A 25,047-nucleotide genomic window follows, 5' to 3' on the forward strand; every position below is an offset into this window, starting at 1 on the left:
TTTTCCCCCTCTATTAGTTTGGCCATGTTAGTATGACAAGTACCATCAACAATGTCCCGATAAAAAACATTGCATAGGCGATAAATTTGAATAAAAACGACAAAAATGCATTATGTACCCATTTACGGACCGCTGAAATGATTAATATTGAAGCCAATAACAAACCAATCGAATAAAATGAAACCCACATAACGTCCAATGAATGCATGCTCGCCAAAGGACCACGTGCAGAGTTTAGTAGTAAATTTGACACCGGATTCATCATTTGCATATAGTGTTGCAATGCTAAAACCGCCTTTCCATATATTTTCGCGTTTATACCGCTAATAATTATAGCCTTTTCAGGTAAAAAAAAACAGGAGACATACACGCCCCCCTCGTTATTTGTGACAAATTATTAAATTTTTTGATTTTCCGTCTTATTGTGCGGACCGGTTTCGCTTCATTCCGATCAAAGCTTTTTTACGTCAAGCTTTGGCATCCCCAGCTTACAGTTATCTGTCTACTATAGTGCCTTCAATAATTTGCCGTTAGCTCATTTCATCGATTTCGCTTTTTTTCGTCCGCAGCATCAGTGATTCGACTAATATTTTCGGTTCCATATCTTTAAATAATACATCATAGAGCGCTGATGTAATCGGCATGGAAACATCGTATTTTTGCGATAATTGGTAAGCTGCCTTTGTCGTGCGCACTCCTTCGACAACCATGCCCATCTCTTCCAATACTTGCTCAAGCTTCATTCCTTTGCCGAGCATATTGCCTGCACGCCAGTTTCGGGAATGCACGCTTGTGCATGTTACGATCAAGTCGCCCATACCAGTCAGTCCTGCGAATGTAAATGGATTGCCGCCCATTTTTATGCCTAGCCGCGAAATTTCGGCCAATCCCCGTGTTATAAGGGCCGCCTTTGCATTATCGCCGTAATTTAAACCGTCTGTCATACCTGCAGCAAGTGCAATGACATTTTTGAGCGCACCGCCAATTTCAACACCAGTCACATCTTCATTTGTATAAACCCGGAAATAGTGGTTCATAAATAAATCCTGCACTTTTTCCGCCGCCTTTAAGTTGCTGCATGCGGCTGTGACCGTTGTCGGATGCTGTAAAACGACTTCCTCCGCATGGGAAGGACCTGATAATACGACAATGTCGCTAACTGCAGTTTCTTTCAGGCTTTCTTTCATAAGCTCTGAAATACGCATTAATGTATCCGGCTCAATCCCTTTTGACACATGGACGAATATCGCCTTTTCCGCTAAGTGTTCCGAAATATTTCCGCAAACTTCGCGAATGCCCTTCGTCGGCACCGCCATTACAATGATCGTGCCATGCTTGGCGGCAATTTCCAAATTTGAGGTTGCCTTTAAATTTTCCGGCAGCACTGTATTCGGCAAATATTTTTTATTCATATGCTGTACATTGATTTCGTTTGCCTGGTCTTCCCGATGTGACCAGATCAATGTATTATGTCCATTCTCCGCTAATACAATCGCAAGTGCAGTCCCCCAAGAGCCTGCCCCTAAAACTACTACATTTTCCATTAAAAAACCCCCAATTCCACTTAAAGCTAGCATATTTTTTACACTTCAAGTCAAATTTCCTTTATGAACAAAAACGCTAGTTCATTTTCATAAACTAGCGCATCAATAATTGATTTAGTCACGAGCACGTGTAATAAGGCGAATCGGAGTCCCTTCAAAGTCGAAAGTCTCGCGTATACGGTTTTCCAAAAAGCGCTCATAAGAGAAGTGCATCAATTCCGGTTCATTTACGAACACGACGAATGTCGGCGGCTTAATCGCGACTTGTGTTGCATAATAAATACGCAAGCGGCGACCTTTGTCTGTCGGTGCTGGATTACGTGCAATCGAATCTTCAATTACTTCATTTAAAATGGAAGATTGAATGCGCATTGCATGGTTTTCGCTTACACGCTTAATAATCGGCAAAATATTGTGCACACGCTGCTTCGTTTTTGCTGAAACGAAAACAATCGGCGCGTAATCCAAAAACAGGAAATGTTCACGAATCTGCTCTGTATAGAAGTTCATCGTTTTTTCGTCCTTTTCAATCGCGTCCCATTTGTTTACAACGATAATTACCGCTTTACCTGCTTCATGAGCATAGCCGGCGATTTTTTTATCCTGTTCCTGGATGCCTTCATCTGCATTCAGCACAACTAAAACAACATCTGAGCGTTCAATTGCACGCAATGCACGTAGCACGGAATACTTTTCCGTGGATTCGTACACTTTCCCCTTTTTGCGCATACCTGCCGTATCGATAATGACATAGTCTTGCCCATCATACGAATACGGGGAGTCGATCGCATCGCGCGTTGTACCTTGAATATCGCTTACAATGACACGGTCTTGTCCTAAAAATGCGTTCACTAATGAGGATTTTCCGACATTCGGCCGACCGATCAACGAAAATTTAATCGTATCTTCGTCATATTGCTCTTCATCCGGCTGCGGGAAATGCTTCGCGCATTCGTCCAGTAAATCCCCCAAACCTAAACCATGCGAACCTGAAATCGGCCAAGGCTCGCCAAAACCTAGAGAATAAAAATCATAGATCATATGGCGCATATCCGGATTATCGATTTTGTTGACGCCTAATACAACCGGTTTTTTCGTTTTATATAAAATTTTCGCAACTTGCTCATCTGCAGCAGTTACACCTTCACGCCCATTTGTCATGAAAATAATAACATCCGCCTCTTCAATCGCGATTTCCGCCTGTTGACGGATTTGTTCCAAAAATGGCTCATCGCCAATCTCTATACCACCAGTGTCGATAATATTAAATTCATGTGCCAGCCAGTCAGCCGAACTGTAAATGCGGTCACGTGTTACACCCGGAATATCTTCCACGATCGATACACGTTCCCCGACGATCCTGTTAAAAATTGTCGATTTACCTACGTTCGGACGTCCTACGATGGCGATTACTGGTTTTGTCATCTGTACTTCATCCTTCCAAACTCTTGTCTTTCCGTATTATACACGAATTTGGTTATTATATCATTTTTTTGCAACATTCGAAATGTATGCGTGAAGCAAATGAATCCATTTACCCCGCTTCCTCCATTTTATTGCCGAATGCTCGCCCGAATATTCGGGTCATTAATCTTTTCATCATCCGCAAACAACAATAATTTGGCACTAATTTCCGCTGTTTTCGGGTCCTCATCAACAAACGGTAAAAATACGCGACCGCGTTGCTGCGAAGGAATCGCAATGACAGGGATCATCGCGCCGCCCAGCTGATGCACATTGCCGCTGCCTAAATGAATCGTATAGTCGCCCATGCTGCCTTTAATAATAATATGCGGCGCCTTAACCTGCACATTGCTTAATTGGAATAATTGAATCATTTCCTCAGCAATGACCGCACGCATTTCAACCGTCGAGTGCGAGGCTTCCGGATCTACATCTCCTGCATGCGCCACACTGACAACTAAATCCAAATCTCGCATAACCTCGCTAAAGTATACAGGTGCCACCTCATCAAGCCTTGCCTTTTTGGACGTCAGACGCCATGCAAAATAAATGTCCTCAAGCGTAGGCATCTCTACATCGGCAGGCGTATAGGCATCATAAACGAAATCCGCATACGCAATGACATTATAGCGATAAGAAATTTTGCGCAGCGGCTCATAATAACCCGTTTTCCAGCCACGCGACTTTAAGAGCGCGACTGCTTTCGTCGGCTGAATTTGGTAGCCTTCAAAGCGGTTTGTGGACAGCTGCTCTCGCTCACCCTTTGTCGGTAAATAAAACTCGCGGAACACCTGCTTAAATGGCTGCTTATAGCCCTGCTCAAATACAAAGTGCTGCCATTCGCGCCAATTCCCTGCTTCGAAAAAGTGTGCCGGGTGCGCGATTTGAATATCGCCTGCAACAAGTGTTACCGTATACTTAGAAGTAATAAACTGCTTGTCCGAAATCGCAAAAAAGCGGTCGCCCTGTTGCCAAATTAAATTGCTTAATAGCCCTGCAAGCAGCCTATTTTCAAGCAGCCCATAAATAATCGCAGCATCAAACAGCACTTCCTCGCACATCGACTCCTCTAGCTGCTGCTTCATGCGACGGTATTGGTCCGTCAGCTCTTTTTTCGCCGACTGCACAGCAAGCACTTCCGGATGCTTCGCTAGCTTTTTCGGCACGGATTTTATCGCTTTACCTTGCTTCATAATTTCGAGTTCAACCTTTTGCCCTTCCTGTACAAGGCACAGCTGGACGCCATCAATATCCAGCGGTGTAAAAAATGCTTCGAGCTCCTTATAGCGCTCCTGTTCCATTTGCCACATGAACTGCGTCGTATTGCCGCTTGCAACCTGTTGCGCAAGATTGAAAATCGCCATCTCCACCGATTCGGCCTCACTCGCACGGCGCTGGGCACCAAACTGGCGGCTTTCCTTTAAAAACTGCCGGAAAAATAAATAACGTTCCTTTGCCTCGCCCATATTTGCAGGCATTAGGCTATAGGCACGCAGCTTATCTTTATTTCGTTTCGCTGCAATTTCCTCTTTTAGCTGCACACCGTCCAGCTCACCTAATGTCGCACGTGCATAAAGCTGGGCGCGCCTGTGGTTCGAGCCGGACGACGCATACTTCGCCGCATCATACACTTGATTAAACTGCTGCTGTGTAAGATTCGCGCGCGCATTTACAAACCATGTGCGGTCAAAGGCTCCTCGCTGGAAGTCCGCTACCGGAATCGCACTGTATTCCATGATTTTCGCCGTTTCAAAATCCGATGTGGACTCCGATGTATGTGCGATAAAATACCACGCCACCTCTTCAAGCCCGTCCCAGCCAATATATTCACTAATAAGGGGGATAAGCGCCGAATTATAGAGCATCGCCTCAATTAATCGTGCATCCGTAAAGCCTGCCGCGTCCAGCTTCGCAAAGCATTCTTCGTTCGTTTCTTGCCGATTCAGCACAACTTTCCCTAATAAATTCGATAAACTGTCCTTCCTTGTCTGCACGCCATACATCCATTGACGGCTTAATTTTTCGCCGTCTAATACCTGTAATAGACGGACAAAGTAGTCAATCCCACTGACGCTCCTAATATGGCGCACCATTTCAGTCGTTTCCGTCTCCAAATCTCCGCGGCACAGCTCTTCCTCAATAACAAACTCCTTCAGCTCATCGATGATTGACAACATATCCTGACCGCGCGCATATTGCCCTATTAACTGAATATCCCCTTGTCGCTGCTCGAGTACATAGTGGAATTTTTTCATGCACAAAATACGGCGCACATGCTTTTCCGTTAAAATCCCCGCGCTAAAGCCTGAAACAACGCCCGCAAGTGAGATATATTCAAACTGCTCCTCTACGCGCTCAAAAAACTGCGCCACTGTATAGAAATATTGGATAATCTGCTGCGGTGAGCGTACATATGTCCCCATAGCGGAAAGCGCGGCACTGAAAAATTCAATGTCAATCGCTGTGTAAGGCTGTCCCTTATACTTTTCGCCCAAATCCGCGTCATAACCATTGCTTGCAAACTCGCACAGCATATTGCTGCAAAACAGCCCATAATCAAAAGCAACCTCTTCAAGCTGCCCGCGCAGCATCGTTTGCAGCGGAGCATCCCCGTCCGCTAGCACATAATGCATAATCGTCGATAATTGCTGCTCATAAAGTGCATCGCCGAACAAATTGAAGATGACCTGCTGTCGCTCAACCGGCACATAGTCGTCGAAAAACGCCTCGGCCTCATCTGTGAGCCCCCGACGGAACCAATACTTGTTGACCCCTACTGCTTTTGCATATAAATAGCAGCATACATCATCTACCGTTACATCACTTTTCAGCAGCCAATCTACCCACACCTCCGCCAATGGCAGCTCATCGATAGAACCCGGCATTTTCGCTTTACTCGCATCCGCCTGCAAATAATTCCCGATCAGTGTGCTAATATTTTCACCATAATAGTTTTCCCGTTCGTACTCCACTTCAGCATGCTTCTCAATAAGCGCCCGAAGTGGCTGCAGCTTCTCCTCCAACAGCTCAAAGTCATGATAAATAAAATCTTTGAACGTGTAATACATATCCGTTTCCGGCTCTATAATATAATGAATCGGCTCCATCGGCTCGGCTAAAAAGTTTTCCCTCGTCTCCTCAAACTGACGGAGATACTTTAATTCCTTGGCAGTCGGTTCCGGTAAATAGCTTGCCCAATCGCTCTTCGTCAGCTGTCCCTTACACTCTACTAATAGCTCTAAAATGCCAAGCCGTACATTTTCCTTTTTGCTCTGCAATAGCTCCTCAGCCATCGCCTCAATTTGGTCAATTGGTTGCCCTTTTAAAAGCTCAATGACTGCAATGCGCATATCTCCTGCTTTTAACGAGAGCAGCGACGGGATATGTTGCTTCATTTTTTCAAGCGGGAACTGAATATGCTTAAGCTGTTTAATTGCATCAAATCGAACACCTGAGCTGCGGTCCTTAATCGCCGGCAGCAGCAGGTCATAATTCCCCATGCACGCTGGAGCAAAGAAATAAAAATATTCCCGGCAATCAACGGACATTTTTGAAACGTTTGCCGCAAGCGCAGCTATATAACTATCATCCTCCAAATAAATCGCTAATAGAAGCTGTAGCTTAAATAGCTCAAGCTTACTGAAAGTCGCATGTAAAAACGTGAATGGTGTGCGATCAACTGTATAAGTGTCCCCGCGGAATTCACCGATAAATTGCTCGACTTTTTCCAACCATTGTGCAGCATGTTCTGCCAACCAAGGATGCTCGTCAAAAAATTCCTGCACAGTTTGCCGCTCATCCTTATCCGAATAGCGCGAGCCATACGGAAGATACGTCGCGACTAATTTAAAACCATATAAGAATGTCACTAAATTAGTCGTTTTCAGCATATACGGATACACTAAATGGCTTACACGACCGTTAATTTCCATATTACGCAGTGTGTACAGCAGCGTTTGTTGAACATAATCCTCGCGCGACAATAAATAATCGGCACGTTCCAGCACATCATTAATATCCCGACTCCCGATGCACCAGAGGGCAATAAATATATCTAAATTACTGCTGCTCGAAAGCAATGTTTCAATAAGCGCATCATCCTGCAGCGCTGCGTAGCCCGTTTGCAGCACGTACTGCAATTGCCTGCTTTCGGACACATCATAGCCGAGCCCAAACCAAACATCGATTGCGCGCGCCACAGATGAAAAACGCAATAAATCATGCTCTAGAATCACTTTCATAAATGCCAGCTGACTTTTAAGAGAGCCTTCATCAATCGATTCGGTTATTACTTGACGCACGCCCTCCTGATTTTTCGCCGCTAATAAAACATTTGCCAGCAGCTGATGCATTTCCTCATTTTGAGACATGATAATGCCGCGGATGAGTTCCTTGTTATACAATGGATGTGCGCCGTTTTTCCATAAAATTTCACGTATTATTGCCTCAAGGCGCGCCTCTTTTGCATTCAATTTGACCGCTAGTTCATATGTAAACAATTCTGCTGAAACAATCGGCTTATGCTCGTTTGTAACAAACTGCCAGCTTCCATTTTCATAGTCCGTTTTCCCGTTATGCGCAAACACCTCATAAAAATCGTACTCCGGCTGATTTTTCAAATGAAGGATGATTTTCGCGATGCGTGTACCGTACATCATTACACAACCCGGCGCCCGGTACGAACGGCGGTAATACGATTGACTGTACGGGAGCGTTTGCAGCAAATCAAGCATTTCCTCAAACAGCACCATACGCTCCTTCGATAGAACAGACCGCAAAAATGCGAATAGCTCGCTCTCCTTTAAATCTGTAAACGTTTCAAGTGATAATTGATTAAATGCAGATGCAATATCATAACTGTCATAGCCCGTTTCTTCGGTAATTTGCAATTGTAATTGCTCCATTGTAGTAATTGTCACAATACCCCTCCTATCTTCCTGCTAAAAATGTCAGCTTAATAAATGTCCAATCTGTTTCCTCGGAATGAATTCCATCGTCCAAGGATCCATACATATGCTGCCCCTGCAATACCTTAAAGAGCCCGTCCTCAAATGCCAGTTCCATCGCGCGAATGCTTTTTTCAATATTTTTCTGCTCATGCGGCGTAATGGTCGAAAATTTAATGTGCCCAGTCTCAGCTAAATTCGCCTCGTCGCTCTCCGTTAAAAAATGCAGCAGCGTATCGGCGCCATTGTAGCCTTCGATTTCAATTGCGACAAGCTCACATAGCAAATCCCTTAGCGTGCGCGGCCTTTGTGCGAGCTCATATGATACCGACACAAGCTTACGGCTGCGGCCGAGAGACTTTTTCTTTACAGTAATGTTCAATGAAACGCTCCTCCTCACTCAGCTATATTCCATGAAAATCTAGAATAGTACCGCAGAATTTCAAAGATTGCCCTTTATTATTACGGCCATCGTTAACTCTATAACTTCTGCCAAAAAAGCTGTTTTCAGTGTACTATTACATAATTAACCACTTCAAAGCATATGTTTCATTTCGATAAATATGAGGAAATAGATGGAACTTTTAAAATGGGTATTAAGATTGAAGGCCATTCAATGGCGCTTTATAAAAAATGCTAAAGCGCCCTTTTATTTGGATAGACGGAGGGATTGCGCCTATCAATTTGAACACAAGGAAAATGGATAGTTTTATTTTGCATAGGCGAAATAACTTCCCTTATACACCTTCAAAACAAAGTATATTCCACACTTAACAGTAAAAACTCCGCTTATTTCTTCTCCTCTCTTATAGCTCAGACATCAGAACACCATTGTTAGCTGCTGCAGATTCTATGGCTCGACATAGAAAAAACACCCCCGGAATAATGTATGTGTGACTATATACATACCGATTCCGAAGATGTTTTATGTTGTGTTATAAAATTAAGCTAGTCCATAGCCTTTTTTGTTTGTTATTCTTTTTTAAAGCCCTTTAACTGATCGCCGATTACGTCGCTGAATGAGAAGCCTTTATTCTCTTCCGGTAGCTCGTAGTCGAAGTCTTCGTCGATCGCTGAATCTTCCTGCAATGCCTTGATGCTGAGTGCGAGACGTTTTTCGCCTTCGTTTACCTCAAGCACTTTCACTTCCACTTCCTGACCTTCTTTTAAAGCCTCGTGCGGTGTGTTTATATGTTTGTGCGAGATTTGGGAAATGTGGACAAGCCCTTCAACACCCGGGAATACTTCAACGAATGCACCGAATGTAACAAGACGCTTTACAGTACCTGCCAATACAGTTCCTTTTGCCGCCTTCTCTTCAATGTTTGTCCATGGACCAGGCAATGTGTCTTTAATCGATAGCGACACACGCTCATTGTCTACATCAACGGACAGCACTTTTACTTTTACAGATTGACCCTCTTGCAGGGCGGCGGAAATATCTTCCACATGCTCATGGGCCACTTGCGAAATATGAACAAGCCCGTCGATGCCGCCTAAATCAATGAACGCGCCGAATTTCGCCAAGCGCTGCACTTTTCCTTCCAGCACATCGCCCTGCTGAATGTTTTGGATAACCTGTTGTTTTTTCGACGCTTTTTCTTCCTCAAGCACGGCACGATGAGATAAAATAAGTCGTCCCTTTTCTTTATCCAACTCTGTGATTTTCAATTTCAGTGTTTTACCTTTATAGTCATCAAAATCTTCTACAAAATAATCTTCTACGAGTGAAGCTGGAACGAAACCGCGCACGCCTAAATCTACGACAAGTCCGCCTTTCACAACATCTTTCACTTCTGCTTCGAATACTTCACCAGATTCGAATTTCGTTTTTAACACACCCCATGCTTGAAGTGCATCGACTTTACGCTTCGATAAAACAAAATTCTCTTCTTCCACTTTCGTAATCATTAGCTCTAGCTGATCGCCAACTGAAACTATATCGGAAGCTTTTTCAATGTGTAAGCTTGAAAGTTCGCTAATAGGTATAATTCCGTCAAAAGGTGCACCTTCGATCGAAACTGTCACTGACTTCTCATCAACTTGTTCAGCGACACCTTTCACTATATCTCCTTCTTGAAATTGTTGGTTTGACCCTAAATTCATTTCCTCAGACATATGTAACCCTCCTTCGCATATTCCACTTTTATTTTATTCGAAAAGTTCAACAAAAACAAAAAATAACCCTTTATTTTCAGAAATTTCGTGCGTCGGCTAAGATAGCTCCATCATTTATTGCATTTTCTGCTGCGCCAGTTTCAAAATTTCCTCTGCCGCTTCTTCAATTGTCAAATATGTCGTATCCAAAAATAATGCATCATCTGCTTGGATGAGAGGTGATGCCTCACGCTCGCTGTCAAGCTTGTCCCGAAGCGCGATTTCCTCCTGCAATGATTCGATTGATGAAGGAATTCCTCGACGTTCATTGTCAAGGAAGCGTCGACGTGCACGTTCTTCCACTGTTGCCGACATGAATATTTTAAGCTCTGCATCTTTTAATACATGTGTTGCAATATCACGGCCGTCCATTACGACACCGCCGTCCGCCGCCAACTTCTGCTGCATCGCGACAAGAATTTCGCGAATATTCGCATGTGCCGCTACCTCTGAAACATTGGAAGTCACTTCATTCGAACGGATTGCCTCAGTGACATTTTGTCCATCCACAAAAACAAGCTGGCCTTGCCCTGATGGCTCCAATGCAATCTTTGTATTATGCAGCATTGTTTCGATTGCTTTCGCGTCATGTAATTGTATGTTTTCATTCATTGCTTTATACGTTACTGCACGGTACATTGCTCCTGTATCGATATACGTAAATTGGAGTGTTTCCGCCACGATTTTCGCAATTGTGCTCTTTCCTGCACCTGCAGGGCCATCTATCGCAATTTGAATTTTTTTTATCATAATCAAATCCCTACTTTCCGTTGATATTGTATCATAATCCAAAAAATATTGGCCTTCAAATCATACTTTTTTTAGAAAGAAACAACATATATTTGAAAAAGCCCTCCCCATATTCAAACATCCCGTACAAAGGAAATATCCCATTCCTGTACAAAAAAAAGATCTAAAAAGAATTTTACTTTTTAGACCTTTCGCTAATTATAATGCGTTCAATTCTTTTTTCCGGATAAGTACTTGACGCTCGAAGCAGAAACGTACAATTTGCTGTTTATCAAAATCGTCCGTATCTGTAAAGTTCAACGATGCCACTTGCATCTCATCACGGTTAAAGATTTTCACTACTATCGCATCTGTCTCCACATATCGAATTTCCCCATTTGAAAATGGCAATACGATAAAAGCATTCACCGTGTCGCCTTCTCTAAAGCTTACCGGGGTTTTCATATGGATTAAAGTACCGCCCGCACTAATATCTTCCGCGGCAAATTGGAATTTTCGCCCTTCATGTTCAATCGCAATGTCCACAGGCGTTTCCACGCGAACATATTCCCTGCGCTGGATTTTAATAAACTCTTCGGCAGGAGGACAGGCAAGCATGATCATTTGAACATTACCGCCTTTGCGTCCCAAAACTTCCGAATTGAAGCAGTAGCTCTCCTTTGCTTCGGTACTAAACGTTACACGGAATTGAGCTCCATCTATTAAAAAAGCTGTTTTCTTTGTCGCCACATTAATCGGGTAATCGATAAAAATCATATTGCTGTGCTTTTCCACGACTCTGCATTTAAATTTTTCGACTCTTTCGGTATATGTTGGCTCCAATATTAATTGTGTCCCAATCTTCAGTTCCATTTGCCTCTCCCCATCAGATAAATAATTATATCCATTATCTCACGGGAGAATGAATTTAGCTATATTTTTACAAATAGCTTTTTGGCATAATTAATGCAGCCTTTCATTCTTTATTACTTCATGCGATTCAGCGTCAATTACGATTCTATACGTATCTTGGGCTTGATTGTCCAATTTCGCGATTACTTCATAACATTTACGAAGTTGTAGATTGGCGTTTGTCGTATATATTTTTTGCATGTCTTGCACAGTTACATGCTCTGAGAAAAACTGTTCCCAATTGATCGGCACTTCGCCTTGTTTTGCAATTTTTTCCTCCTGGATATACTCCATTGCATTAACACCTAAAATTTCCGCATTATCCTTCGCAACCTTCACTTGAATGCTGTCCGGATAAACAAGAGCTCCATCTTCGCCGTATACTCTAGTGAATACAAAGTGCCATGCTTCGTGATTTTCACGTGATTCCGAAAGCTGAACATCGGTATAGCCAACCTTTTTCATAAAGCTTTGTGCCGTATTCAATATTTCTACATGTGACAGCGCATTTTTTTTCACAGGGCGTTCAAGCAAAAATGAAAGCAGATGTCCCCCGTTTTCCGTTATATCAGCATAGCCGATTTTCGAACCATGGACAAATTGAATATGATAGAAAGGATATGGTGCATCATCACTGCTTTTTGTGACAGTGACAAGGGCATCATCGATTTTAGGGAAGAAGTTTTTGAATTTCTGCATTGCTTCATTTTTTGTGATTTTTTCATCCTTTATATGCTGCAAGTCGCGCTTTTTTTCAAAATCTGATTCACTTGCCGTTAAAGGAAAATCGGTTTCGTTATACGACTTCAATTGTTTCGATACATTCATGAACGGCGATTCGTTTAAATCTGTCGTATGATTCGTAGTCCATTTTTTAAAATCCCCGTCATTTTCGTAAAACGCGACGGTTGCGACATTCCATTCTTCCGCAAATGCATGCAAATTGGATGCAACAGTATTCATTTTCTCGCGCCAATTTTCATAATCGCCGGTAGCCGCTGCTTGCTTTGCATTATCCCCGATTTTGCCCAAATAGCGCATCCATTCATTCTGGACTTCTGCCTGCAACGGCAAATTGGCTACAGACTTTCTTAAATCGCTGCTCATTCTCCAAATCGAGTCCAATTCGTTGTTTAACGCTTTTTCGTCCTGGAACAGCAAAGATTGCTCAACTGTCGTATGCAATGTCGATAATTTTTCGGTCGCCGCGGATAAATCCCTCGTCTGGGCCGCAAAAACAGATCGCTCAAGCTGTTTGTTTTGAGTAAATAAATCAAAAGATACAAATGCCAATATAACAACGAACAAACCTAATAAATACGCAAAGTTTTTCATGTTTTACACCTACTTACAAGCAAAAAATATGCTCGCCAATTTGTTTAATCTGAGGTCTTGTCCAAATCCATTTACTTGTCGCTGTCACCGGATTGAAATAATACAGTGCATTTTCGGAAGGGTCCCACCCGTTAATCGCATCCAAAACCGCCTGCTTCGCCCGTTCATTCGGCTCCAGCCAAATTTGGCCGTCCGCCACCGCCGTGAATGCCAATGGCTGAAATATAATTTCCGAAATCGTATCAGGGAATTCAGGTGATTCCAATCGATTTAAAATGACGGCTGCAACGGCTACTTGTCCTTCATAAGGCTCTCCGCGGGATTCACCGTACACAGCATTCGCCAAAATCTGCAGATCCTGCTCCGTATACCCTGGCGGCAGTTGCATCGAAGTTGTTGAATTGGAACCTCCTCCGCCTTTTTTCACTTGATTCTCCAGCGGCGTGCCTCCATAATACGTGAATCGATTTCCTTCATTGATTTGCTTGTGTACATATGCTTTATCAAAATCCGAATTGTTTACAAGCTTTTCCTTTGTCGTCTTTCCGGCAATACCGTCTACAGGGAGCCCGTATTGTTCCTGGAAATTACGAAGCGCCCAATACGTGCCATAGCCGAATTTCCCGTCAATTTCCCCGTGGTAAAAACTTAAATATTGAAGTCGTGCCTGCAGCTCAATCACATCATCACCGAATGCACCGCGCTGCACTTCTTGATTTGAAAATGCGAATGTATGACCCGCAAATCCACTTGCCATAATCAATACGAACAAGACAATCTTTTTCAATGACATTTCCACTCCTTTTTTCAGTAGGATGGAAGAAATCGAAAAGTTTATACATTAGAAAATTACATTTCGCATCAAAAATGGCAGGAAGCATCTCTTTTAATGAGGAGTCCCAGGAAGATAATAAAGCGGCTATTATAATTTTCCTGCTAATGAAAAAAAGGATTTGCCACAAAATAAATTTTGCAACAAACCCTTTATATCTCACCGCTCCGTGATAAATGCTCTATTAAATGTTCGTGCGCCTGCTTTACTTTTCGCAATGCAAACCACCATAGGAAAAACATAAACGGCAGCATTGCATACATAAAATACTCTTCCAGCATTAAGATAGAGTTATACATAAAATGAAGCCCGATCGGCGCAAGCAGTGCAAGCGCAATATATTTTTTCTGGATTTCGTCGCTCGAAAACTTTCCTTTTCCATAGTAGTATCCCATTACAACACCGAACAATGCATGGCTCGATACGGGCAAAACCGCACGCATAAAAGCCTGATCAATCCCAAAAGATAATAAATAAATTACGTTCTCCACTGTCGCAAATCCTAATGATACTGCAGCACCGTACAAAACACCATCATACGGATCATCAAATTCGACATGGCGCAAAATGACGGCAAAAATTATGAGCCATTTCACAAATTCTTCTAGTGAACTTGTAAAAATAACATTAATAAAAAAAGGATTGGTAAACGTTTGTTCCTCTTCCAAAATAAATTGTAAGAATAAAACGGGGAATGTTATAATCGCACCATAAATGAATGAATGCAACAATGTACGCCTTGGCTCTGTATCCATTTCATTGCGTAAATAAAAATAGCTTAAAAGGGCTAAACCCGGCGCGATAGCTGCTGATAGAAGTATAAACATTTTGCCGGCTCCTTTCGTTTCTCAACTATTAAATAGTATAGCACTATTTTTTTCATCACGGTGAACAATAACCAATATTTGTATAAAATTTCGCACAAATATGCTGGGTTATTGTTCATTCCTAAGCAATGGGATAAAATCGGCTAAAATGCAGTTGCGTTATAAAGTTACATTATTCAATGCTTTAATGATGGAAATCCAATGTTTACAGACGGAACTAATAAAAATGGCATATGCCTTTTAGTGCGTGATTAATATTTTTGCCTAAGTTTGTTTATTAAGGAATTATCGAGGAAATCCTGTACCGCTATAATTTTATTAGCTAATTTTTTTGTTTTCGGTCAGAATGAGAGCCTTTTCAGCAAAGCCAATCCCCTTTTCTATGAAATGCGAGATTGGCTTAACATGATTTTCCGTATTAATGCATAAATGTTTCAAAGTTTGTGTTGCCATTTGCTAGCATCAATAATAGCTTGAGACGCGCCTTTTTCGGATCAAAGTCGCCGCCCATAATAACACCCGTATCTTTTAAATTATTTGCGCTGCTATAATAATCGTATGTAGGGAAAACGCGTCCTTCCTCCGTCGATGTTGTCAAAACCACTTTCGTGCCTTTTCGGCAAAGCTTTTCGATCGCACCCATCATATGCGGCGCAACCTGACCCCTGCCTGCACCGACGAGTACTACCCCTTCCACATCCGCTTCATAAAGTGCATCCAAAATAAGCGAACTCGCACCTAAGTAAGCGAAAGCAATTTCCACAGTAGGATAGCTTTCTTTAATTTCATATACTTCTTTATGTGTCGGCTTTTGATAAATGACGACTTCATCGTTATCAATAAAGCCAAGCATCCCATAGCCAATTGCGCCAAAGCCGTTAATACTTGAAGAGTGGATTTTCTTAACATATTTCGAATGTAGAATCTTTTCGTTAAACACAACACAAATACCTATATTTTTTGCTTCATCGCTGGAAGCAACCAATAAAGAATTTCGTAAATTCGAGTAAACGTCCGTCCCGATATCGCCAGGGGACTTTTGAGAGCCTGTCACGATAATCGGCCGTTCATCATTAATCGTCAATTCCAGGAAATACGCTGTTTCCTCTAGACTGTCCGTACCATGTGTTACAACAATTCCGCTTACTGTATGATCATTAAAAACATTCGTGATTGTTTTGTTTAACAGATTCAAATTTTCGAATGTCATATGCATCGATGGTATTTGGTACAAGTCGATCAATTCAATGTCAAGCTCGTTTTCAAGCTGGCACATCGCCAAAATCGCCTCGCCATCCAACTTGCCGGATTCTAATTTGTTTTTATCATTTCGCGTACTTGCAATTGTTCCGCCTGTCGTAATGAGCACCACTTTTTTCTTCAAGAAATTCACCCCTTATGTAATTTGACGAGCAATTTTTTTAGCGATTAAGTTTCCGTGGAAACGGCCATTTTCGATGAAAATTTCATTGGCATTATTCCCTGCCGCAATCACCCCGGCAATGAATAAATTTTCGATATTCGTTTCCATTGATTCGGAATTGAATGACGGCCGGCCTGTTTCTTCATCAATGTCCACACCCATCGCACGAATGAAGCTATGGTCCGGATGATAGCCTGTCATCGCAAATACGATATCGTTTTGCAATGTTCGGGCAACACCGTCCACTTCCACGAACACTTCAGCTTCGGATATTTCCTTGACTTCCGTATTAAAATGCATCGCAATTTCTCCTTCACGGACAAGTCCCAAAAACTCCGGCAATACCCATGGCTTAATGCTCGGAGAATAATCGCTGCCACGATATACTACCGTAACATGAGCGCCTGCCTTATTGAGCTCCAGCGCTGCATCGATCGCGGAGTTCTTCCCGCCGATGACGACAACATTCAAATCGAAAAACGGATGGGCCTCCTTAAAATAATGATGCACTTTCGGCAGATTTTCACCAGGTATATTCAAGAAATTCGGGTTATCATAATAGCCTGTTGCGATGACCACATAGGGCGTTTCATACATTACTTTGTCTGTTTGCACTGTGAAGAAACCATTCATCTTTTTCACGCTTTTTACCATTTCAAAACGGTTTACATGAATCTTTTTTGCCTTTACTACTTCGCGGTAATAGACGAGTGCCTGATTACGCTTTGGTTTCCGTTCCTCAATAATAAAAGGCACATCGCCAATCGCCAGCTTTTCGCTCGTACTGAAAAATGTTTGATGTGTCGGGTAATTGTAAATCGCATTGACGATATTCCCTTTTTCGATGACGATTGGGGACAATCCGATATTTTGTAGTTCAATCGCTGCTGCCAATCCACATGGGCCTCCACCGACAATGATTGCTTCTACCTTTTGCATAGTAACATCTCCTTATTCAAATCCACTTACTATATTATACTGTTATTTTTACCATTCCAATTATTTTTGCTCAAACTTGATTGCAATGAGATGGCATTCCGGTTTTGCACCGAGGCGCAATGGCAAAAGAGTCGTGCCATAGCCATTGCTTACTAGTTCATAGCGTGCTCGAATTTTTCTGAAATAACCGTGTGGTTGTATTCCGAATTTGCCAAGGCGGATTTGGCCACCGTGCAAATGTCCCCCGATACTAAGCATTGGCTGAAACTGTTTATGCACTTTTGCGAACAGCTCAGGATTATGGGAGATGAAAACAGTCATATCTTCTTGGCAATGCCCGATTGCCCGCTGGATATTCTCATTCCCAGGGCGATAGGACACCGCACTGACGGCAAGACCATTTTCGCCATCCAGCTTTATCGAAGTGTTTTCGATTATTGTAATTCCGTGCTGAGCCAAAAGTCGGCGAAGCTTCTGTTCACCATATTCCACATCGTTGTTTCCCCAAACAAAATAGGCTGGTCCGAGTTGTTTGACAATGCTTATATTATGGAGCAATGTTTCTTCTGTTGTGCGGCGATCCACAAAATCACCGCCTATAATTACAGCATCCACTTTTTTGTTTATCGAAGCAATCATTGACTCGTCAATTTTACGTGCATGTGTATCTGAAATAAAAAATAAATGTACCGTTTCTTGCTTGCCTGCTGTTTTGACTTCATGTATGCGAAGATTATTTTCATTTGCCTCCCTGTACATGAAAAGAAGCATTCCGATACACGCAACTCCGATGATGCTTATAATGACCATACACGATCCTCCAATTCAAAAAAGACTATTAATACAATATCCATTTTTAATGCTTTGTTAACAAAGAAAAAGACGAGTGCCAATAAGGTTCGTCTTTTTCCAAGTCGTTATACGAAGTGCATCAAAATTACGCCAACACGTAATTGCGCTCACCTTTTTTCGAGTATGCTCAAAAAACCTTCAAAATCTGTTCTATGTGCAAAAGGCTTAACTTCTTTCAGCAAGTGTAAAAATACTGGCTGCAGAAGTCGGATTACGGGACGATTACTAAAACTTGCCCCGCCGAAATACTATCTGATGATAAATTATTTGCAGACTTTATTTTCTCAATATATGCAGGACTACCGTTGCCATAGTACTTTAACGCAATGCGGTATAGATTATCTGTCGATTGGACCGTGTGCGTTTTCTGCTGTGCTTTAGCCGCTTCTTGGGCCTTTTTCTGTTCTTCTAGCTCTTTCGCTTTAGCAGCGGCAACTTTTTGAGCTTCTTCAGCCTTTTTTGCCTCTTCCGCTTCTTTTTGTTTCGTTTTTTGTTCAGCCTTTTTCGCTTCTTCAGCCGCTAAACGTTCTTTTTCCGCCTTTTCATCAGCTTTTGCCGAATTGTCAGACGCTTTATTTTCATCATTTGTTCCCTCTTTGTCATCATCGTCGCCAGCAGATCCGGAAGCTTCCGGGTCTTGCTTTTGAATCTCCACTACTAAACCATCCTGTTCTTCCACATTTTCCTTTTCGCTTGCAGAAGTGCTAGGTTCATATATTAGCCATACATAACCTAAAATCGATAAAGGTATAAAAATTAAGACAATCGTTAATATAGTCATGATTGGGCTTGATTGTTTTTTTGCGCCTTTTTTCCGGTGTCGGCTAACACGTGAAATTTTTGAACCTGACTCGTTATGTAGATCAATCTCTTGACGATGCTCCTCAACCTTTTCACGGTAATCTTCTTTTGTCATGGTCTGCACCCCCTCCAACTACTAAAAATATAACTTCATTATGACGAATTTCTACAAAAAAGTAAACGGTTCGCCAATAGATTACGAGTTTCGCAGCAGTATTTTCTCAAGGCGCTGTTGCCAGTTTGTCATTTTGACTGCTGCTTTCGAAGCCTCCCTTGCCAATACAAGGCTGGATAGTTCCATTCCGCAGTTTGTACAGCAATTTTCCTGTTGTTCGATTAGTTGTTGGCCAAAGTAATGGACCACTTGCCTGCGCATGCATTCAGGCTGTTCAATCAGCCTAAGCACAAGTTGAACTTCTTCAAACTTTTTCAACTGCAGTGCCAGCATTCGCCCTTTAACCTCCTCGGCTGATTCCCGCACCAGCCAGTAACTTAATACCCGGAACGCAACTTCGGACATTTCCCCTTTCGCGACTAGCGATTGCGGCTGTTCACCAGCAGCAGCTGTTTGCATAAATCGTTCAATATGAGCATCTTTCGGCAAATCTTCCGTAGCGATGAATTTTGCAAATTGCTCATCCCCATCGCTGTACAGCAAAAACGCGACAGCCGATTTCCCGTCTCGTCCCGCCCGCCCGATTTCCTGCATATAATTCGACAATGTGGCAGGCATTGTTTCATGAATGACTTGCCGTACATTGTCTTTATGCACACCCATTCCGAAAGCATTTGTTGCGACAATCCACTCAAGCTGACCAGACAAAAATTGCTGCTGAATAAACTGCCGGTCCTGCGCTTCCTTACCTGCATGATAGGCAGCCGCCGCAATGTTTTGCTGTAAAAGCCGCAAGCTGATCGCCTCAGCTTTTGATCTGGATTGCGTATAAATAATCCCTGGTCCTGCAGTCTTTTTTACGTGATCGACAATCCATTCAATTTTTTCCTCTTTTAGCGAAAACATTTTTTTCGCTAAATGGATGTTTTGCCGATTCACAGCATGCATATATTGAAAAGGCATATCCATTTTTAAATACAGTTTAATATCCCGCAACACCGAATCTGTTGCCGTCGCAGATAACGCAAGAATCGGCGGCCGGTTCGTTTCCGGCAATACTTCCCCAATCCGCAAATAGTCCGGCCGAAAATCGAAGCCCCATTGCGAAATGCAATGCGCTTCATCCGCGACAATCAATGACAATTGGATTTCTGCGATACGTTTTCTTACTTGGGGTTGCAGGAGCATTTCAGGAGAGATGAAAATAAAGCGGTATTCCTGTAAAAAGTGAAGGGCATAATTTTTTTGTTCCGCTGTTAAAAACGAATTGAGTGCAACTACCCGTTTTTCCCCCATTTGCTTCAGCTGATCGACTTGGTCTTGCATGAGCGATAATAGCGGCGATACAATTAAAACCGGTTCTTTAAATAAATACCCCGGTAGCTGGTAGCAAAGCGATTTCCCCATGCCAGTCGGTAAAATAGCGACAACATCTTTCCCATTCAAAATGTTTTCAATAATTTCTTCCTGCCCCGGCCGAAATGTTCCATACCCAAAATATTTCTTTAAAGCATTTTGTAAATTCATAATGTCTCCGCTCCTTTCGCCAGCGTCAACCGCAATTGAAAATAGGTGAAGTTAGGCAGTATTTCCTTCAAATTTTTTAAACGCTTCGTTTCGTAATCTTCAACTGCTGTCAAAATTTGCTGCTGTTCTTCCGCTGTGACGAATGGTTCTATGGAAAAGTCCATTTCATTCATCGCGAGTTCGACGATATGGTCTTCAATCGTGCTAATTTTCAAACGGCGGATATGGCTAATTTCCTCCAATGTCCGCCCGTTTTTGTAGAGCTGTGCAGTACTGCTCGCTGAGGCGGTCAACAGTACTTCGGCACGGATATTTTGCATAATATCATTCAATAACGGGTAGCTGGATTTTTCACGGTGCAATTCGTTCAGCCATGCATGAAGCCCGCTAATATAAAGAAGCTGAACATCGATTTCCTGCATTTCATACCCGAATGCAAGCTGCTGCCATGTAAACCCGGGTTCATTGTAGCCTGTTAATCGGTACATAAGCAATTCTTTCATGTTTTCCTTTATGTCAAGCCGTGATAAACTGGCGGTCATTTCATTGAATAGTGCCTGTTGGAGCAGCCGGTTTTGATAACGATGCCGCATTAGAAATTGGCGCACCCATTGCTGTGTTTGTTCGTTTCTTTCAATCGGTATAAACGCCTTTTTATGATGCAGCTGATGTGATAAACTTTGAACAATGAGTGAAAGTCGCCCAAAAAACAAATGCTCATTCCCGCGATAATGCCAGCCGTCAAAAGGAATGAACAATGATTGTGCAGCGAGTTCCTTCCCATGCCCCGTCATTGCATAATAACCGTTTTCCTCTATTAAAATTGTATTTTTGGCGAACAATAAATCAATCTGGTCATCAAATTGCCGGCGCGTCAGTTTTGGCAGCAAACCGAAAAAAGGATATAATTTATATAGCCCCACATCATGGATCGTCTGCCCTGACCGTTTGCCTTTTAAAAGATGATAAGCAGCCGAAATGGTGCGCTCCTGCTGGAATGTATGTAAAATTTTCAAAAGAATTTGTTGGATTAACATATCAAATCCCTCATTTTCGTAGTATTAGGTTGAAAAGTGCCGAAAACACATTTAGAATAAATAAGAGCTTTATGGAAGCGAACGGACAAAGGAGAGGTAACAATGCCAAAATATACAATCGTAGATAAAGATACTTGTATCGCTTGCGGCGCTTGTGGCGCTGCTGCACCAGACATTTATGATTATGATGATGAAGGAATTGCTTTCGTTATTTTAGATGATAACATGGGTACTGCCGAAGTTCCAGAGGATCTGCTGGAAGATATGCAAGATGCATTTGAAGGCTGCCCAACAGATTCAATCAAAGTTGCTGATGAAACATTCGATGGCGATTCTTTAAAATTTGAATAGTATGAAATATATGAAGCGATTCTTTAGTTTTTATTAAAGAATCGTTTTTTCATTGTGTATTTTTTATTGCGCATCCATAAATAGAATGTTATAGTTATTATTAGTAGCAGGTACTAATGATAACTAACTATTTTAGGGGTGTCAGTATGGATTTATTGCAATTAAAAGGGAAAAATATTGTCGTGATGGGTGTTGCCAACGAGCGCAGTATTGCTTGGGGCATCGCAAAACGACTGTTTGAGGTCGGAGCTAATGTAATTTTCACATATCGTAAAGAACGCTCAAAAGGAAAAATCGAAAAACTTTTAACAGGTTATGAAGAACATAATGCAACGATCTTTGAATGTGATGTAAACAGCGACGAAAGCATTGAAAAAGCATTTAAGCAAATCGGCGAACAATATAAAGTCATTCACGGGATTGTCCACTCAGTTGCCTTCGCGCATGCGGAAGATTTGCATAACAGATTTGTTGAAACGACTCGCGATGGCTATGCATTTGCACAGGATACGAGCGCATATTCATTGATCGCTGTAACGAAAGCGGCCAAACCTTATATGACTGATGGCGGTTCTGTTGTAACGATGTCTTATCTTGGTGCTGAACGTGTTCTGGACGGCTATAACGTAATGGGTGTTGCAAAGGCGGCACTTGAAGCTTCGATGCGCTATTTAGCGGCAGATGTCGGCGCGGAAAATATCCGCGTCAATGCAATTTCCGCTGGCGCTATTCGTACATTGGCCGCAAAAGGTGTGCCAAGCTTCAATCAAATTTTGCACAAAATCGAAGAAACAGCACCGTTAAAACGCAACACGAACCAGGAGGAAGTGGCCGACATGACAATTGTAATGTTAAGCCAGCTATCTCGTGGCGTGACAGGCGAAACGATTTATATCGATTGCGGTTACAATATTATGGGTTAGACATAAGCGAATTCACAGCCTCCCTTGTGAATTCGCTTATTTATTTGGTAAAATGTTGAAAAAGGACTTTTAGGAGGTTTTTTACGATGAAAAAGTATATTTCACCTATTTTAATGAGCCTTGCTTTAATTGGGACTGTCTCTATCTCCACAATTGAAGTAGAGGCAAATACAAAAGCCAAAGTGATCGAATACAAAAATTGCAAGGAACTTAATAAAGTGTATCAAGGCGGGGTTGCCAAAGACGCGAAAGTCAGAAATAAAGGCGGGAAAACAAAATACCAGCCTTTCGTATCTCCTGAGCTTTATAAATTAAACAGCAAAAGCGACCGTGACAAAGACGGAATCGCATGCGAACGCTAATAAAGGCAGAAATAAAGATGAATATAATCGCACATCGCGGCTACAGCGCCAAATATCCCGAAAATACACTCATTGCTTTTCAAGAGGCCGCAAAATTGGATGTTTGGGGCGTTGAATTTGATGTTCATTTAACTAAAGACAATCAATTAGTCGTCATTCATGATGAAAAAATCAACCGCACATCGAATGGCAAAGGTTTTGTAAAGGATATGACATTGGAGGAGCTGCAGGCTTTTGATTTTGGAGCTTGGTTTGCCCCCGAATTTGCGGGTCAACAAATTCCTACATTGGCGGAAGTTCTAACTGTTTTCAAGAATGAACACCACCAAATAAATATCGAAATAAAGTCGGATATATTTGAGTACCCAGGAATTGAAGCATTAATCGCAAACGAAATCCATGCATTCAACTTAGAAGATCGCGTCATTATTTCTTCATTCAATCATGAAAGTATTGCACGTTTTCAACAGATAATGCCAAATGTTGAAACCGCATTGTTATTTGCTTCGCTCGTGTTGAATTTGGAAGAGTACATCGGGTTATTTGGATGTGATGCAATTCATATCCCCTATCATCATGGCATGCGGTCAATTATACAGCAGGCAATCAAAAATGGTGTGACAGTAAGGGCTTATACAGTGAATAATGCCAAAATTGCCCGGCAGATGGAGGCACTTGGGGTTGATGCGGTATTTTCTGATGTGGTGGAAATCGGGTAAGAATAGGTGGATTTGCAGCAATTCTGAGAAGTGAACTTTACCAGCATCATGTGAAGCCGCAATTGTGGCTTCACGTTTTTTAATGGTAATTATACCGGTTTAGCACTCTTTCACAATTAAAATTCAATTAATTTAATTATTTCCAAAACTCTCTGAATATTAATCCGATAAAATTTGCAAAAAGCTCTTGAATAAAAAATGAAGGGGAATCAGTCAAACTATGCACAAAAATGAATTTCGCGATAATTTATCCAAATACGCCAACCCAAAAGAATACGATGAAACCTATAAAAGTTTTACGGCAGACTTGGAATTCATTAAAGCACAATTAGCGGAAAGCCAGCAAACAATTATTGAACTTGCTTGTGGTACAGGCCGTTTGGCAATTCCTTTAGCAAGAAAAGGGCACTTAGTATATGGTGTTGATATTGATGCTGGCATGCTGAAATATGCGCAGGAAAAAGCGGACGCGGAAAATCTTGACATTCATTTAAGCGTCCAGGACTGTACACTATTAAACTTGCCAATCAAAACAAACTTTATATATATGACGGGCAACTCCTTTCAGCATTTCCTGACAAACGAAAGCCAAGATGCCCTATTCGTCTCAGTAAAAAGGCATCTTAAACCTAACGGAGAATTTATTTTCGATACAAGAAATCCAATTCTGCATGAACTTCTACATCCTGACATCTCTGAAGAAATGGTTGAGATCAATGGAGAAATGACCAAAGTTTCCAGTCGGGAAATATATGATCCCCTAACCCAAATATTGGAATGTACATCAGCATATACATCTATCAAAAATGTGTATAAAGATAACATCAAATTAAGATACACATATCCGCTGGAGCTAAAGCGCCTATTGCACCAACACGGTTTTGAGCTGGTCCAAATATACGGATCATGGCAAAAAACAGAATTTACCGCAAACAGTATTTCAATGGTGGTCCATGTCCGGTTGAAATAGTTCTATAGTTAGAAGTTATTTAGTTTTTTCCAAGTATTCATTAAAATGCCGCTATTTCGCACAAAATAAATTAGGGTGAAATATTAAGCAAGTTGTCAATACTAGCTACTATTTCATCTTTAATGAGAGTAATGAAAAAACTAGAAGAGAAAGTTGTATTGAATAAATAATCAAGTATTCTTAATATTTAGTGCGGTAGTATAATGACTAATAGGTTCTAACCTATTTCATTAGTTCTCACCGTGAGTTTTTGGTGATATATGTGAAATTCCATTTACCGCC

22 protein-coding genes are annotated in these 25,047 nt (G+C 41.8%); 5 read left to right on the forward strand and 17 right to left on the reverse strand.

All coding sequences use genetic code 11. From position 1 onward, the window contains the following. Nucleotides 1-13 precede the first annotated feature (13 nt). The 17 genes from ACTHOQ_RS01425 to ACTHOQ_RS01505 form a co-directional block, all read right to left on the reverse strand. Nucleotides 14-283 carry a DUF2768 domain-containing protein gene (locus tag ACTHOQ_RS01425; RefSeq protein WP_440493883.1) on the reverse strand — a complete coding sequence of 90 codons (270 nt, stop codon included), beginning with the start codon at nt 281-283 and terminating at the stop codon, nt 14-16. Between the two features lie 247 nt (nt 284-530). Continuing rightward, nucleotides 531-1,544, reverse strand: coding sequence for an NAD(P)H-dependent glycerol-3-phosphate dehydrogenase (locus ACTHOQ_RS01430; protein WP_440493884.1), 1,014 nt, complete (start codon nt 1,542-1,544; stop codon nt 531-533). A 114-nt stretch (nt 1,545-1,658) separates the two neighbouring features. Further along, nucleotides 1,659-2,969, reverse strand: a complete 1,311-nt coding sequence (gene der, locus ACTHOQ_RS01435; protein ID WP_440493885.1) for a ribosome biogenesis GTPase Der — start codon at nt 2,967-2,969, stop codon at nt 1,659-1,661. Nucleotides 2,970-3,097: 128 nt separating this feature from the next. Further along, nucleotides 3,098-7,927, reverse strand: a complete 4,830-nt coding sequence (locus ACTHOQ_RS01440; protein WP_440493886.1) for a DUF4132 domain-containing protein — start codon at nt 7,925-7,927, stop codon at nt 3,098-3,100. Between the two features lie 10 nt (nt 7,928-7,937). After that, nucleotides 7,938-8,336, reverse strand: a complete 399-nt coding sequence (locus tag ACTHOQ_RS01445) for a hypothetical protein (RefSeq protein ID WP_440493887.1) — start codon at nt 8,334-8,336, stop codon at nt 7,938-7,940. Between the two features lie 590 nt (nt 8,337-8,926). Further along, on the reverse strand, nt 8,927-10,072 hold the full coding sequence (gene rpsA, locus ACTHOQ_RS01450) for a 30S ribosomal protein S1 (RefSeq protein WP_440493888.1): 1,146 nt from the start codon (nt 10,070-10,072) through the stop codon (nt 8,927-8,929). A 114-nt stretch (nt 10,073-10,186) separates the two neighbouring features. Further along, entirely contained in the window at nt 10,187-10,861 is a 675-nt protein-coding gene (cmk, locus tag ACTHOQ_RS01455) for a (d)CMP kinase (protein ID WP_440493889.1), read from the reverse strand. Between the two features lie 198 nt (nt 10,862-11,059). Further along, a complete protein-coding gene (locus tag ACTHOQ_RS01460; RefSeq protein ID WP_440493890.1) occupies nt 11,060-11,713 on the reverse strand; it encodes a flagellar brake protein in 654 nt (217 codons plus the stop codon). 90 nt (nt 11,714-11,803) lie between these two features. Then, complete coding sequence (locus ACTHOQ_RS01465) at nt 11,804-13,087, reverse strand: PepSY1/2 domain-containing protein (RefSeq protein ID WP_440493891.1); 1,284 nt, start codon at nt 13,085-13,087, stop codon at nt 11,804-11,806. A gap of 13 nt (nt 13,088-13,100) precedes the next feature. Continuing rightward, nucleotides 13,101-13,880 carry a spore cortex-lytic enzyme gene (gene sleB / locus ACTHOQ_RS01470; protein ID WP_440493892.1) on the reverse strand — a complete coding sequence of 260 codons (780 nt, stop codon included), beginning with the start codon at nt 13,878-13,880 and terminating at the stop codon, nt 13,101-13,103. A 191-nt stretch (nt 13,881-14,071) separates the two neighbouring features. Beyond that, the gene (gene prsW, locus ACTHOQ_RS01475) at nt 14,072-14,746 is read right to left on the reverse strand and encodes a glutamic-type intramembrane protease PrsW (protein WP_440493893.1); all 675 of its coding nucleotides are present in this window, start codon (nt 14,744-14,746) and stop codon (nt 14,072-14,074) included. A gap of 418 nt (nt 14,747-15,164) precedes the next feature. After that, entirely contained in the window at nt 15,165-16,130 is a 966-nt protein-coding gene (locus ACTHOQ_RS01480) for an asparaginase (protein ID WP_440493894.1), read from the reverse strand. A gap of 12 nt (nt 16,131-16,142) precedes the next feature. Next, the gene (locus ACTHOQ_RS01485) at nt 16,143-17,108 is read right to left on the reverse strand and encodes a YpdA family putative bacillithiol disulfide reductase (protein ID WP_440493895.1); all 966 of its coding nucleotides are present in this window, start codon (nt 17,106-17,108) and stop codon (nt 16,143-16,145) included. 60 nt (nt 17,109-17,168) lie between these two features. Next, nucleotides 17,169-17,918 (reverse strand): metallophosphoesterase, encoded by a 750-nt coding sequence (locus ACTHOQ_RS01490; RefSeq protein WP_440493896.1) that lies wholly within the window; start codon nt 17,916-17,918, stop codon nt 17,169-17,171. A 253-nt stretch (nt 17,919-18,171) separates the two neighbouring features. Continuing rightward, nucleotides 18,172-18,876 (reverse strand): LysM peptidoglycan-binding domain-containing protein, encoded by a 705-nt coding sequence (locus tag ACTHOQ_RS01495; RefSeq protein WP_440493897.1) that lies wholly within the window; start codon nt 18,874-18,876, stop codon nt 18,172-18,174. Between the two features lie 81 nt (nt 18,877-18,957). Beyond that, a complete protein-coding gene (locus ACTHOQ_RS01500; protein WP_440493898.1) occupies nt 18,958-20,403 on the reverse strand; it encodes a RecQ family ATP-dependent DNA helicase in 1,446 nt (481 codons plus the stop codon). Further along, a complete protein-coding gene (locus ACTHOQ_RS01505) occupies nt 20,400-21,440 on the reverse strand; it encodes a YpbB family protein (protein WP_440493899.1) in 1,041 nt (346 codons plus the stop codon). Before ACTHOQ_RS01505 ends, ACTHOQ_RS01500 begins: the two co-directional genes overlap by 4 nt. 102 nt (nt 21,441-21,542) lie before the next feature. Between ACTHOQ_RS01505 and ACTHOQ_RS01510 the strand changes: the two genes are divergently transcribed. The 5 genes from ACTHOQ_RS01510 to ACTHOQ_RS01530 all read left to right on the forward strand — a co-directional run bounded on the left by ACTHOQ_RS01510 (nt 21,543) and on the right by ACTHOQ_RS01530 (nt 24,765). Continuing rightward, nucleotides 21,543-21,791: a ferredoxin gene (locus ACTHOQ_RS01510; RefSeq protein ID WP_008404945.1), complete on the forward strand. Its 249-nt coding sequence runs from the start codon at nt 21,543-21,545 to the stop codon at nt 21,789-21,791. Between the two features lie 146 nt (nt 21,792-21,937). After that, nucleotides 21,938-22,714 carry an enoyl-ACP reductase FabI gene (gene fabI / locus ACTHOQ_RS01515; protein ID WP_440493900.1) on the forward strand — a complete coding sequence of 259 codons (777 nt, stop codon included), beginning with the start codon at nt 21,938-21,940 and terminating at the stop codon, nt 22,712-22,714. An 86-nt stretch (nt 22,715-22,800) separates the two neighbouring features. Then, a complete protein-coding gene (locus tag ACTHOQ_RS01520; RefSeq protein WP_440493901.1) occupies nt 22,801-23,076 on the forward strand; it encodes an excalibur calcium-binding domain-containing protein in 276 nt (91 codons plus the stop codon). Next, on the forward strand, nt 23,064-23,795 hold the full coding sequence (locus tag ACTHOQ_RS01525) for a glycerophosphodiester phosphodiesterase (protein WP_440493902.1): 732 nt from the start codon (nt 23,064-23,066) through the stop codon (nt 23,793-23,795). The genes ACTHOQ_RS01520 and ACTHOQ_RS01525 overlap by 13 nt, the downstream gene beginning before the upstream one ends. Nucleotides 23,796-24,015: 220 nt before the next feature. Then, the gene (locus ACTHOQ_RS01530) at nt 24,016-24,765 is read left to right on the forward strand and encodes a class I SAM-dependent methyltransferase (protein ID WP_440493903.1); all 750 of its coding nucleotides are present in this window, start codon (nt 24,016-24,018) and stop codon (nt 24,763-24,765) included. Nucleotides 24,766-25,047 lie beyond the last annotated feature (282 nt).

Source organism: Solibacillus silvestris (genome assembly GCF_051967575.1).
Lineage (GTDB): Bacteria > Bacillota > Bacilli > Bacillales_A > Planococcaceae > Solibacillus > Solibacillus silvestris_B.